Genomic DNA, 14,628 nt, shown 5'->3' on the forward strand with positions numbered 1-14,628 from the left:
TCAACCCATTGAAATAGCCTCAAAAAACCGACTTTTCACCGAAGAAGGGCTGGTTGCAAAAGTTTTAACAAACTAAACGGCAAAAAAACCCTCCGAAGTTCTTTAATTCAAATTATTCAAACGAAATTTCTTGGAGACATTTTCCATAACAAGCAGGAATTTCGAACAAAGAAATAGAAGTAATACAAGTAGCCCTGATCTTAATCCTGGCAGGGTATTTTATGGTGATTATTACAAAGGCGGCTTTTAAAAGAGAAAAGGAGAGTAAGGATGCAGATGAAAACCAGAGGTATTTCAATGCTGATAAGCTGTGTGGTACTTACCGCAGCCCTAAGCGTATTTACGGACCTTGGGCTGTGGGTGTTGTTGGTGCCGGCGGTGTATGGGTTTGTGTTTTTTGCCAATGTTGTTGAGGCCAGGAAATAATGTAGATTATACTAAAAAATTAATAGGGAGGCCATTATGAAAAATGGGATTGGTTTTTCTTTTATGGTTAGCGGTTTTTCACCTCACTATGCATTAGGCAATTACTCAAAGGTTCTTAAATCCATTTCTTTAAATAGGATTAAGAACCTTTAATGATTATCTGTGGCTACTTTCTTTGTTGGAAAACAAAAAATGTCGAAAACCATGTCGAATGGTTTTCGTTGTGAATTCTTTAAAAATAAAGGGTTTGATAGAGGTTTTGTAGAATAATATGGTAAGGTATGTAAATTTCAGAAGATGTTACCGGTATAGTATAAAACTTTTATAACAAATTTTTCAAACCCATAGTCTTGCTACTTCTCCAATGATATAATAAACATATAAAAACTGGCCATCAAATAGGAGAGGAATGGAAACTAATGGGAAAATACAAGTCTACAATTAAATCACTTTCATTTCTGCATTTAGAGCTGAAAAAAGCTTCGGAACTGAGGTTGGAAGGTTTCAATGATAAAGAAATTAAAGAACGCATACGGGAAGATAACATCTTTATGCTTAAATCGGATAACCGAAAACGGGCGATTGCTTCAGAAATAGTGGCGCGATTAAGTCAACTGGATGAAGCATTAATGGAAATGATTACTACAAAACACAGCAGTATCGGAAAACTCATTACGCTGTATAGCATTATGAAAAAAGACCAGCTTTTTCTCGCTTTCATGCAGGAGGTGTACCGGGACAAACTAATACTAGGGGATCACCGGGTGACCGCTAAAGACTTTAATCTGTTTTATCAGGGAAAGAGGGAACAGGAGGAAGTGATGGGTACCTGGACAGATTACACCTATAAAAAGTTAACCCAGGTTTATAAGCGAATACTCGTGGAAGCGGGACTCGCTAAGCGTGTGAATAAGGACATTGAAATCCAACCGGCGATTATTGATTATGATTTGGAAGAAAGTATTAAAGCCGTTGGGGATGAAGATTATGTAAAGATTTTACAAGGAGTGAGACAATGAGTGATATCTTAAAAAAGCTGGATAAGATCAAACCGATCATTGAAGACCCAAGATTCTTAGAAGGTAAAGGATTGGGTAATGAAATCGGCTTCTACATTTTTGATTATGACCCGAAAGAGGAACTATTGGTTCGGGATCATATAAGACTGTTAAAGGAGAAATGCACAAAATCCGGTGGAGAGACGTTAATACAGGAATTTGATTTATACGAAATGATGCTTGATATATTGGAAGATAAAGGCTACCTTCAAAAGGTTTTCGACATGGAAAAGAAAAAGGGTACGGAAGCTTTGGTAAAACCGATTAAAAACACTCTTCGCTTAACAATGAAAAACGATTTAATCGTAAAGTATATAAAAGAGCGACTAGCCGATGACAAAATTGTATTTCTAACCGGAGTAGGAAAAGCCTGGCCTCTCATTCGAAGTCATACGGTACTGAATGTCCTTCACTCGGTGATTGATCATGTACCTGTGGTAATGTTTTATCCAGGTAGTTATACCGGTCGAGAGCTCTCACTGTTTAATGAAATAAACGATCAGAATTATTATCGTGCCTTTCAGCTGGTTGGGGAATAATTATTTGAAATTAATCTAAAAGGGGGAATACAAACAATGAAACTGCACAAGATGTTTAATAAAGAGATCGATCGTGATATTAAAGGTGTTATAAAAATCGGACAGGAAGACGATGAAAATGTCTATCAGGAGCTGGAAGAGTATGTGGTTACTCGAGAGCTGGATCGGCACTTTAGTCGTTTTTTTGATGCTTATAAAGAAGGTATCGGCGATTATACGGATAAGATGGGGATCTGGATTTCCGGTTTCTTCGGCTCCGGTAAATCTCACTTTTTAAAGATCCTTTCCTATCTGTTAAAAAACCGAACCGTAAACGGCAAGAAAGCCGTGGAGTATTTTACTGATAAGATTGATGATCCCATGGTGATGGCGGATATTACAAGAGCCGGCAATGTCAGCTCTGATGTAATATTATTTAATATCGACTCTAAATCCGATTCCGATACCAAAAGTGATAAAGAACTGATTGTGAAAGTCTTTAATAAAGTTTTTAACGAAATGCAGGGATTCTCCGGAGCCAGTCCATGGCTTGCGGACCTGGAGCGCTTAATGACCAAGGAAGGAACTTACGGGGCTTTTAAAAGCAAGTTCGAAGAAATTAACGGTGAGCCCTGGGAAGAAATGCGGGATGAATACTATTTCATTGAGGACGATATCGTAGAAGCCTTAACCCTTACCACAAAAATGAGCGAAGATGCTGCACGTAATTGGTTTAATAAGGCTCAGGACAGTTATTCCTTAAGTGTGGAAAAATTCGCGAACAAAGTAAAAGAATATATTGAAGCAAAAGATCAAGAGCATCATGTAATCTTTCTGGTAGATGAGATGGGTCAGTATATCGGAGAAGACAGCAACTTAATGCTAAACCTACAAACCGTAGTGGAAGATCTGGGTACGTACTGCGGCGGAAAAGCTTGGGTGGTGGTTACTTCTCAACAGGCCATCGACTCTATCAGTAGTAAGGTTAGAGGCAATGACTTTTCCAAGATTCAAGGACGGTTCAATACCCGTCTCTCATTATCCAGTGGTAACGTGGACGAGGTTATTAAAAAACGTATTCTTGCCAAAAGTGAACCGGCTGAGGAAACCCTGGAGCTGATTTATAATGAAAAAGAAGCGGTCCTAAACAACCTAATTACCTTTAGTGCCGATACGGCTGAAATGAAAACCTACAAAAATGCGGAAGACTTTGTATCGGTCTATCCTTTTATACCCTATCAGTTTAATTTATTACAAAGTGTATTCACGGCGATCCGTCGTCATGGAGCCAGCGGAAAACACCTGTCGGAAGGGGAGCGGTCCTTACTTAGTGCCTATCAAGAAACCGCCGTTCAAGTAAAAGACGAAGAAGCAGGCGTACTTGTACCCTTTTCTTCCTTTTATGAAACCATAGAAACCTTTTTGGATCATGATGTTCGTACCGTGATGATCCATGCAGAGGACAACGACCGATTAAACAGCTTCGATGTGGAAGTATTAAAGCTGTTATTCCTAATTAAATGGGTGGAAGAAATTCCGGCCAATATTGAAAACCTTGCAACCCTTCTTGTGAAAAACATTGATGACGATAAAATCGAAATTAAAAAGGCTATTGAGCAGTCCTTAGGGAAGCTCATTCGAGAGACCCTAATTCAGAAAAATGGCCAGGAATATATTTTTCTTACCAATGACGAGCAGGATGTAAACCGACAAATCCAAGAAATTCAGGTGGATATTAAGGAAGTCATTAAAGAAATCGGGGAAGAGATTTTCACTGGAATCTACGGGGAAAATAAATTTAAGTATAACCATAAGTATCACTTTTCCTTTAATAAAATCATTGATGATCGACACATCGCCAATCCTCACCATGAATTTGGCATCAAGATCATCACTCCCTATTTCGATATGGGTGGGGCTTTAACCGAGCAGGAAATGAAAATGATGTCCTCCAGGGAAAATAACTTAATCATTAAACTGCCGGAAGACACTGCTGCCATTACTGAAATGGAGGAAGTGAAAAAAATCACCACATATCTTCAACGAAAAGGCGGACAAACAGGGAATACCAGCATTGATGAAATTAAAATCCGAAAGGGACGTGAACGAACCGAACGTAGTGAGCGGGTAAAGCACTTATTAACCGAAGCCCTACGAGAAGCGGAATTTTATGTGAACTCGCAAAAACTGGATATGAAAACCAAAAGCCCGAAAGAACGGATCAATGAAGGGTTAAAAGCCGTTGTAAACAATATCTATAATAAACTAAGCTACGTTAAAGCATTTGTGGAAAGCAATAAGGATTTACATGACCTGTTATTTAATGATGAAAACCAAATCGAATTTTTCGGTGAAGACAAAAAAAATGGCAATCACTTAGCCGAGGATGAAGTCCGTCGCTACGTATACCTGGCTAAGGAAAGAAGTATGGCGATAACGGCAAAAACCTTAATGGAGCATTTCAGCAAACTTCCTTATGGGTGGCTGGATAACGATATTCGGGGGATTTTAATCGCACTCCTACGAAAAGAAGAAATCCGCTTTCAGCTGGGAAGTGAATACATCCAATCGAAGGACGATAACCTGATTACCTACCTAACGAAAAAAGAGTATACCGATAGACTGGTCATTGAAAAACGGGATAAAGTCAACTTAAAACATCTGCAAATAGCAAAGGAACTGGGAAAAGACCTCTTCGGGTATGCGTCACTACCCGATGATGAAGATGGTTTAATGGTACGGTTGAAAGAACTGGCGAAGGAAGAACTTGGTGAGATCAATAACCTTCTTGTTCGCTACGAACAGCGAAAAGACTATCCCTACCCGGGACGAAGGATTTTGGAAGACGGAGAAGCCCTTCTTAAAGAAATTTTAGAGATCAAAGAACCCGCCGGATTTTACCGAAAACTGGTGGATTTAGAAGAGGAACTGCTAGATTACAGTGATGATGTAAAGGAAGTAAAAGGGTTTTTCAATAACCAAAAAGAAATTTTTGATAAAGCGGCGGAAAAGCTTAAGATTTATCATGCCAATGAAACCTATGTTACGGACCAAGAACTAATCGATCTGGTAAAGAAAATTGAAGACATAGTTACGGATCGTACCCCCTATACAAGGATAAAGGAATTACCAAACCTTTCCAATGAATTTGTCGAGGGCTATACGGACCTATTGGAAAAAGAAGCAAAACCGATAAAAGTCATTATCGATGAAAAAGAAAGCATTGTTTTGGAGGAGTTGGAATCCTCAGAGTTTAAGGAAACCTTGGAAAAACCTTGTAAAGAGAAATTTAAGAGTCTTCGAAGCCGATTGGAATCCGCACAAAACTTCCATGAAGTAATTGCGAAAAAAGATGAGGCTGATCGCATTAAAACCGCTTGTTTAAAAGAATTGGATAAGAAAAAAGAAGAAGCTCGAAAAGAACGGGAAAAGGTAGATGAGGTCCCGAAGGTAAAGCCCGGAGAAAAAACGCCTCCTCCCTATAAGCCGGCACCACCAAAACAGAAAAAACGAATCAGTGCCGTAGAACTGTTTAACACCGTACAGGAAATAGAAACCGAGGAACAGGTGGACGAACTGGTGGATAACATTCGCAAAACACTAAAAGAAGAACTTAAAAATAATACCAAGATCACATTCTCCTAGGGAGGGACGAAAATGAATAAAACTGCCATTAAAAACTTTGCCGTAAGGGCAAGACGACAATTAATTGAAGAAGTTAGTCAAAAGGCCTATGAAGTGGGAATTGAAGAGGGAAAAACCCATGAGATTCAGGACTTCGCCGGAGGTTTTCGGATTAAAGGACGGGAGAACGGACGAGTATTTAAGGACTTCGAAAAATCTCAACGAAAAAAACTGATAGAAAAACTGAGTGAAAAAGGGTATGAGCAGCTGATTGAAGAAGTTGCTTATACCTGGTTTAACCGTTTTATCGCCATTCGTTTTATGGAAATCAATGAATATCTTCCATCCAAAACAAGGGTCTTATCCTCAGAGGAAAAGGGAAAAACGGAACCGGATATCCTAACCCATGCTCTTCAAATTAATTTGGATGTGGAGAATGAAGATAAACACCGAAAGAAAATTTTCGAATTGGAAGAAACAGGAGATAGAGAGGATCTTTACAAGTATTTATTGGTAAAGCAGTGTAACCAATTAGGGAAAATTATGCCTCAAGTATTTGAACAAATTGGAGACTACACCGAACTCCTTTTGCCGGATAAACTTCTAGCAGAGGGTTCGGTTGTTCGTGATTTGGTTACCAGTATTGAAGAGTATGACTGGATGATCGAAGTAAGCGGCGAAAAAGATGAAGAAGATAACGGAGAGCATGGAATAGAGATTATTGGATGGCTCTATCAGTATTATATTTCGGAGAAAAAGGATGAGGTTTTTGCAGGGCTGAAGAAAAATCAAAAGATTACAAAGGAAAACATTCCTGCTGCAACCCAGTTATTCACACCTAAATGGATTGTAAAATACATGATTGAAAACTCTTTAGGTAGATTGTGGTTAGAATCACACCCGGATGAAGAACTTCAAAAGAGTTTTAAGTATTACCTAGAGGGAGCCGAGCAGGAGCCGGAGGTTCAAGCACAATTAGATGAGCTTAAAGATCCAAACCTTGATCCTGAAACCATTACAGTTTTAGACCCTGCCATGGGAAGTGGACATATTTTAGTGTATGCCTTTGATGTGCTATATGATATTTATCAAAAACAAGGGTATAATGAGCGGGACATACCAAAAACCATCATTGAAAGAAATCTTTATGGCCTAGATATTGACGATAGGGCAGGACAACTGGCGTCATTTGCCCTACTTATGAAAGGGAGAAGCAGGAATAGAAGATTTTTTAGAGATCAGGTGAAACTTAATGTTTGTGCTATTCAGGAAAGCAATGGGATTCCTAAAGAAGCTATTGAATATTTAGTGAGCCCGAAAAACACAGAACTGGAGAAACTGATTCGTAAAGAGGATGTAGAGTATTTGGTATCAGTTTTTAAAGATGCAAAAGAGTGTGGGTCTATACTTAAAGTGAAACCTATTGATTTTGATGCAATAGAAAGAAGAGTTGGTGAACTTAAAAATGAAACACCTACGGACTTCTATGAGTTGCGATATAGAGATTTGCTTATTGAGAAAGTAGAGCCTTTAATTAAGCAGGCTAAGATTATGAGTGAGAAGTATGATGTAGTTTGTACGAATCCGCCATATATGGGCAAAAAAGGTATGGATTCAAAGTTACAAACATATCTAAATGACTCATTTCCAGATACAAAAAGTGATTTATTCGCTTCATTTATTGAAAAAGGGTTTTATCTAAGTAAAATGAATGGTTTTAATGCTATGGTGACAATGCAATCATGGATGTTCCTTTCTACTTTTGAAAATTTCAGGAACAAAGTATTACAGAATTACTCAATTTTGACTATGACGCATATGGCAAATATGGTTATGGGTATTGCATTTGGTACAGCTGCAACAATATTTAGAAAAAACATTAGTAAAGTAAGAGGGATATATCAATACGTAGAATTAAAAGATATCAAAAATAATGAACCAAAAAAGTTTCCGATTAAGGATCATAGATACAACGAAACAGAATCTGTTAAATTTAAGATGATTCCTGGTAGCCCAATTGCTTATTGGGCAAGTGATCAAACTAGAAAAATTTTTTCCAATGGAGAATCATTAGGGAATATTGCTGAACCTAGACAAGGTTTAGCAACAGGTGAAAACAATAAATTTCTTAGATTTTGGAGTGAAATTAATATTAAAAAAGCTGGTTTTGATTGTGAATCTAGAACTGAAGCTAAAGAAAGTCAATTAAGATGGTTTCCTTATAACAAAGGTGGGTCTTTTAGACGGTGGTATGGAAACAATGAATATTTAGTCAACTGGGAGCAAGATGGAATTGAAATCAGAAATTTCAAAGATAAATCTGGAAAATTACGGTCAAGACCTCAGAACATGGAATATTACTTTAGAGAATCAATTACCTGGTCATTTGTAAGTTCATCATACTTTGGTGTACGTTACTGTCCTCCAGGATTTTTGTTTGACGTTGGGGGTTCATCGGTGTTTCCTAAGAAAAAAGACATAAATTATTTATTAGGTTTTTTATCAGGGAAACTTGCATATGAATTTTTAAGAATTCAAAATCCAACGTTGAATTTCCAAGTGGGAAATATCAGTAGGTTGCCAATAATATGGCCTGAAAGAGAGAATAAAAGACAGGAAATTGATAATATTGTCAATGAAAATATATCAATATCCAAAGCTGACTGGGATTCTTTTGAAACCTCCTGGGATTTTCAAATACATCCAATCATGGAGCAAAAGGAAAGCAATCATATTACTTTAGCTTTTTCTAACTGGTCAGACTTTGCTGAAAAACAATTCTATGTGTTGAAAGAAAACGAAGAGGAACTCAACCGGATCTTCATCGAAATCTATGGTTTGGAAGATGAATTAACCCCCGAAGTCGAAGATAAAGTTGTAACCGTACGAAAAGCTGATAAAGAAAAAGATATCAAATCCCTTATTTCTTACGCCATCGGTTGTTCTTTTGGCCGTTACTCCTTAGATGAAGAAGGCCTTCAATATGCAGGTGGAAACTTTGACCAACATTTCAAAGAAGAAGATGAAAATTGGATGATTAACACAGACGAAGGATGGAAAGAATCCAGCATCCCATTAGTAAAAACCAATATCGCGCCGATCATTGACGGTGATTACTTCGAAGAAGACCTTTTAGAACGGTTAGTACAGTTTGTGAAAGTCAGTTTCGGAGAAGAAGCTTTGGATGAGAATTTAGAGTTTATTGCCGACGCTTTAGGAAAGAAAAAAACAGAAACGCCACGGGAAGCGATTCGTCGCTACTTACTAAAAGACTTTTATAAAGATCATGTGCGAATCTATAAAAAGCGACCGATTTATTGGCAGTTTGAATCCGGTAAGCAGGGAGCTTTTAAAGCCCTTATCTATATGCATCGCTACGACCCTTACCTTGTGGCAAGACTTCGAACCGAGTATCTTCATCCGCTGCAGAAGAAATACCAAGCAGAGGCTTATCAAATTGATGACTTAATGACAAATGAAGAAACCAGTAAGTCGGAAATTGGAAAGCTTCGAAAACAAAAAGAAACGTTACTGAAAAAGATTGATGAACTGAAAGTGTATGACCAGGCTATTGGTCATGTGGCAAACCAAAAGATTGATTTCGATTTGGACGACGGAGTAAAAGTAAACTACGAAAAATTCCAAGGGGTGGAGATTCCTCAAGGGGAAGGTAAAAAACCTTTAAAGGAGAACCTTTTGACAAAGATCTAGCGAGGAGTGTTTGATATGAATCTTACGGAAGTACAAAAGAAGTTGGAAGAGTCCTTTCAACAAAAGATCCCCAGGGGAGGGAGTCGAAGCATCATCTTTTGGTATGATGAAGAAAAGGAGTTTGTAGAAGACATTCCGAAACTGGAACTGCAAGGGGGGAAGGTGTTAATACTGGAAGATAATAATGCCTTTTCCATTAAATACACACTGGAGAAGGAAGACCCTACATCCAACTATCTGATTTATTCCCCTATGGCAAAACCCAGTAATCGGGATAATTGGTTGATGGATATTTTAAAATACAGCAGCGAATTTTTTACCGACAAAGCCTCTCTGATTATGCGAGAACTGGGAGTGGAAGAGGAACACTTAACCCCTGTATTTAAAAAGCATACGACTTTTTTTAATAATCAGGAAAGGTACCGAAAATTTCAAAGTTATAATATTTCCATTCAAGATGAGGAAGATCTGGAAATTGGGATTTTAGCAGCGCTTACGAAAGCAGATTTTCCAAAACTGGATGAAGTTATGAAAGCGTTACTGATAGAAGAGAGTCAAAGTACCGATAAAACGATGGTGGAGATTCGAAAATTTGGAGACGAAGAAGCCCTCTGGAAATTAATTGAGAAGTACTACGGTTATCACCGGGAAGAAAAGACTATGGAATCTTTCATAACCATGCTTTTGGTTACCCATTTCTCTTATACCACCGGAGAGAAGATCCCTGAAACTTGGGAGACTTATCTATCAACCAAGCCTAATGACGTATTGGTTTTTGTCAATCAATTGATGAATGACCGCTCTTTTAAGACGGGTTATGACCAAATGGCAGTAAACGTGGAAGAAGCGATCAATTTTAAGGAATATATGAACCAATGGAAGATTGAAGAACTGGCAAAACAGGATACGTTTAAGGGTATTGATGAAGGGGTTGTTCAGTGGATCGCTCGGAATCTTACTGAAAATGTAGGAGAGTATGATCGGTACCGAAAAGTGATCAACCAACGAAGGAAAACCCATTGGTTCAGTCATTTTGAAATTACCTATGAAACCTTGTATTATGCATTATCTTTCTTAGAAAAAATAAAAAGCATTGAAGATGCTTTTGTAGAGACCACCGCGGAAGCCATGATGGAGAACTACGAGAAAAGCTACTACTTTGTGGATCAGTGTTATCGAAAGTTCTATTTCCATTACGACCAACTGGAGGATAAGGAGCTTTTAAGCAGTTTAAAAGATCTTATCGAAAACACGTACAACCAGGGATTCCTGAAAAAACTTTCCTATCTCTGGCCGAAGCTATATGAAAAGGATTTATTAAATGGACAGGAGCTTCCGGCTTATAATAAGCAACAGCATTTTTATCAAAAAGAAGTAGCTCCCTTAGTGGATAGCGGTGACCGGGTATTTGTGATTATTTCTGATGCTCTTCGGTTTGAAGCTGCTAAGGAATTGGAAGTTAAAATTAATAAAGAATTGCGGGGGACAACGAAGTTAAAAGGGTTGCAAGGCGTTATCCCCTCCGCTACGAATCTAGGTATGGCAAGTATTCTTCCGGGGAAAGCACTGTCTTATAAAGAAGACAAAGGGTATGTGATTGACGGTGTCAGTACGGAAGGTACGGAAAATCGGACAGCAATTCTACAAAATGCGAATTCAGAAAGTATCGCTATGCTCGGAAAAGATCTGTTGGAGATGAAAAAACAGGAGTATAAGGATGTATTTAAAGGGAAGAAATTAATCTATATCTACCATAATATTATCGATGCTTTTGGGGACCATGCAGCAACGGAACGGGAAGTTTTTGCCGGTGTAGAAAAAGCTTTTGATGAAATCGTACTACTTACGAAAAACCTTGTAAATCATGTTTCTGCAACTAATATTATCGTTACGGCAGATCACGGTTTTATCTACCGGCGATCCCCGTTGATGGAAATGGATAAAATTCAAAAAGGAAAATTAGACAGCGGGAAAATACTGGAGAACAAACGACGATATATCTTGGCGAAGGAAGAACTGCACTTAGACGATACAGTAAGCATCTCTATGGATCATTTGCTGCAAGAACCTAAAGGGCTACAAGCTATCGTACCAAAGGGAGACTTCCGATTTAAGGTACCGGGAAGTGGAGCGAATTTTGTACATGGAGGTCTGTCCCTACAAGAAATCTTTATTCCGATGATCCAGTTTAAAAACATCCGTAAAGATGAGTACAAAGCAAAGAAAGTACGGGTAAGTCTTACAAATATCACACGAAAAGTAACAAACCGAATCTTTAATCTTGACTTCTTCCAGGAAGAACCCATCGATGAGAAAAAACTATCGGTTTCACTAAAAATATACTTCATTGATGAACATGGAGAGCGTATCTCCAATGAAAACATCATCATCGCCGATAGCCGATCAAAAAAACCTGAAGAACGAACCTTTAAAGAGAAGTTTACCCTAAAGAATAAAACGTATGATAAAGCCAAAACCTATTATTTAGTTATGGAAGACGAAGAAGAGAAAGTGGAAAAGATTTATGAGAAGATACCGTTTTCAATAGATTTGCTGATTAATGATGATTTTGGGTTTTAAACAAGAGAGGTGATTTGATGGCAGTTTTCATTCCGACAATACCTAAAGACTTTAACTCAAGTTTTGGAGAGCTTAAAGCATATGAAGCATTGAGACATTTAAATGACCAATATACAATTTTTCATTCCTATAACTGGGTGAGCATTGAAGAAAACCGTACCTTAGGGGAAGCTGATTTCGTTGTTATTCATCCTCAAAAAGGTATCTTAGTAATTGAGGTTAAATCTGGTGGGATAGAATTTGATAATGGACAATGGAGGCAAATCAACTCCGTTACCGGATTTACCAAAACTATTCATCCCTTCACTCAAGCTATAAAAACCAGGTTTGAAGTTTTAGATCGCCTAAACAAAATCTCTACCTTAAAAAAAGCACCATTGGTCTGTCATGCAGTATGGTTCACTTCAGCCAAGATCAATCAAAAAATGAAACTCCCTGCTGAGTGTTCACATGAGATTATTTTTGATGAAGATGATCTAAATGGGTGCAACGAAAAATTAAACCTTGCTTATGAGTATTGGGAAAAAAGACATGGTTTTCAAACACGTCTAACATCTTTAGAAAACAAGAAAGTAATTGAAACGTTGATGCCCTATTTTAGAATCGTCCCTAGCTTACAGTCAACGATAACTGAGGCTGAAGCTGCATTTATAATGCTGACAAAACAACAGACATTGATTCTGGACTATTTGCAAGAACAAGACATTGCAGTTATTCATGGCTTAGCGGGTACCGGGAAAACACTTTTAGCAAAAGAAAAGGCAAAAATGCTTGCAGATCAGGGGAAGCAAGTGTTGTTCCTTTGTTATAATACTTTCCTTAAAGCTCATTTGCGTGAGACATATCCTCAACCAGGAATTGTCTATCATAATATTCATTCCTTAGCCTACGAAATGATAGCAGATCCATCAATTGATCAAAATGATATCATTGACGTATTTCAAGAATTTTTATTAGACTTCGAGAATTCGGATTGGCCCTATGATCATGTCATTATCGATGAGGGCCAAGATATTAGCGATGAGATTATAGAAAAGATTTATCTTTTGACAAAAGCTAAGAAAGGCTCTTTTTATGTTTTTTATGATCGAAATCAATACATTATGAAAAATATAATGCCTAAATGGGTGAACGATGCCGAATGTAAACTAATCCTTCATAAAAATTGTAGAAACACTGCCGAAATATTTAAAACGTCATGTGGTCTTTTAAATATTGATAGTAACCGACTATTAACACAAATCCATGGAGAAAAACCAATGATTCATTTTATTCAAAATTACAAGCAACTGACTCAGCATCTTGCTTCATTTATAAGGAAAGCGATTAAAGGGAGTATCAAACCTGAAGAAATTGCTCTGCTTACAGTTGAAACAGAAGATACCAGCATGTTAGGGCAGGTAGAAAAGATTGCAGGTTATGAGGTGACTAATACGAAAGAAATTGGCAAAATACTTTTCACAACTGTTAGAAAGTTCAAAGGCCTGGAAGCAAAAGCTGTATTTGTTGTTGATGTATCTCTTAAAAAACTTTTGGATCAAGAAAAGAGGAGGTTGCTTTATGTGGGGGCATCGAGAGCAAAACATTTGCTTGAGGTTAGTTTGATCGAAGATATTGATGCAAGAAGTTATGGAGAATACTTAAGTGAATTAGATAATAGCAGAAACGTACCCAGAAACAGAAAAGGTTTAGCCAGGTTGTTAAACGCAAAAATATGCTAGTGGAGGGTGAAGAGAATGATCAGATCATTTATGGATAGTAATGTTTGGGATTCTGAGTTTGGCTTTATCAATCAACAGGAACATTTTGAAAAAGTGTGGAAAGACGTAGAAAATACTACTAGACTATATATGAAAGACTACACAGAACATATAAGAAGCAATTATGAATCAGAAGATATAAACCAAGCAATCTTAAAGCATTTTAAAACCCTAATTGATAAACATGAAACAGTACATGAAAAGTATTATGAACTGTTCAATATGGAAGCCATGGAAGAATATGAAGAAGACGTAGATGGATTTAAGGGAAGTATATTGAGCCGACAATGTACGGTTATTCAAAAAACCTTGAACAGCAAATCAGAAGCGTTAAGGGATTGGAAATTTAAGTTCAAGATTTCCACACCGCAAGAGCTTTATGATACTTTCTACAACATAATGACTTTTGCTGAAGAATATGAAGAGAAATGTAAAGATTTAGCTGATGAAACTGGGCTTGTGGAATTTGATAGGCTTAGTGATACTGGGTTAGATAAGTTAGAGGAGGATGGCTGCTATTTGCAGGGGGTTATAGGTACCGGGATATTATCAACAGTTCTCAACGCCTTATATCCCCATAGATTCCCAGGTCAATTCAAACAGGGACTTTATGCACTATATTTTTTATCAGAAAGAAAAACAATTGATATGGGTTCAGGATCATCAGAGTTTCTTATGGTAAAAGATGATATGAAATCAAAAACTGGAATCATTGAAACTGAACACAATTACTATTATCCATATCATGTATTTGTACTGTACACCCAGAAAATTCACAATTTAATTAATGAATATATCTATGAGCATTATGGTATCCGATTTCCTACTGAATATCGCTATGTTCTAACTAACGATTTCTATCTTTTTGTCACTATGTGTAATAAAGAGAGTATTGCTACATTATCTGGTAACGACGATATAAATAAATTCAATCAAAGCGTTTAAATAGGA

8 protein-coding genes are annotated in these 14,628 nt (G+C 37.4%); all 8 read left to right on the forward strand.

Annotated elements, in window-relative coordinates:
• Window positions 1-270 precede the first annotated feature (270 nt).
• The 8 genes from ISALK_RS04090 (at window position 271) to ISALK_RS04125 (ending at window position 14,622) form a co-directional block, all read left to right on the forward strand.
• On the forward strand, window positions 271-426 hold the full coding sequence (locus ISALK_RS04090) for a hypothetical protein (RefSeq protein WP_160719328.1): 156 nt from the start codon (window positions 271-273) through the stop codon (window positions 424-426).
• 419 nt (window positions 427-845) lie between these two features.
• Entirely contained in the window at window positions 846-1,445 is a 600-nt protein-coding gene (locus tag ISALK_RS04095; RefSeq protein ID WP_160719330.1) for a DUF1819 family protein, read from the forward strand.
• Window positions 1,442-2,023 (forward strand): DUF1788 domain-containing protein, encoded by a 582-nt coding sequence (locus ISALK_RS04100; protein ID WP_160719332.1) that lies wholly within the window; start codon window positions 1,442-1,444, stop codon window positions 2,021-2,023. Before ISALK_RS04095 ends, ISALK_RS04100 begins: the two co-directional genes overlap by 4 nt.
• A gap of 36 nt (window positions 2,024-2,059) precedes the next feature.
• Window positions 2,060-5,647: a BREX system P-loop protein BrxC gene (brxC, locus tag ISALK_RS04105; RefSeq protein ID WP_160719334.1), complete on the forward strand. Its 3,588-nt coding sequence runs from the start codon at window positions 2,060-2,062 to the stop codon at window positions 5,645-5,647.
• A 12-nt stretch (window positions 5,648-5,659) separates the two neighbouring features.
• Window positions 5,660-9,337 carry a BREX-1 system adenine-specific DNA-methyltransferase PglX gene (gene pglX / locus ISALK_RS04110; RefSeq protein ID WP_160719336.1) on the forward strand — a complete coding sequence of 1,226 codons (3,678 nt, stop codon included), beginning with the start codon at window positions 5,660-5,662 and terminating at the stop codon, window positions 9,335-9,337.
• A 15-nt stretch (window positions 9,338-9,352) separates the two neighbouring features.
• Window positions 9,353-11,917: a BREX-1 system phosphatase PglZ type A gene (pglZ, locus tag ISALK_RS04115; RefSeq protein ID WP_160719338.1), complete on the forward strand. Its 2,565-nt coding sequence runs from the start codon at window positions 9,353-9,355 to the stop codon at window positions 11,915-11,917.
• A gap of 17 nt (window positions 11,918-11,934) precedes the next feature.
• Window positions 11,935-13,638, forward strand: a complete 1,704-nt coding sequence (locus tag ISALK_RS04120; protein WP_160719340.1) for a nuclease-related domain-containing DEAD/DEAH box helicase — start codon at window positions 11,935-11,937, stop codon at window positions 13,636-13,638.
• A gap of 15 nt (window positions 13,639-13,653) precedes the next feature.
• Window positions 13,654-14,622, forward strand: coding sequence for a hypothetical protein (locus ISALK_RS04125; RefSeq protein WP_160719345.1), 969 nt, complete (start codon window positions 13,654-13,656; stop codon window positions 14,620-14,622).
• The last annotated feature ends 6 nt before the right edge of the window (window positions 14,623-14,628 follow it).

Source organism: Isachenkonia alkalipeptolytica (genome assembly GCF_009910325.1).
GTDB lineage: Bacteria > Bacillota > Clostridia > Peptostreptococcales > T1SED10-28 > Isachenkonia > Isachenkonia alkalipeptolytica.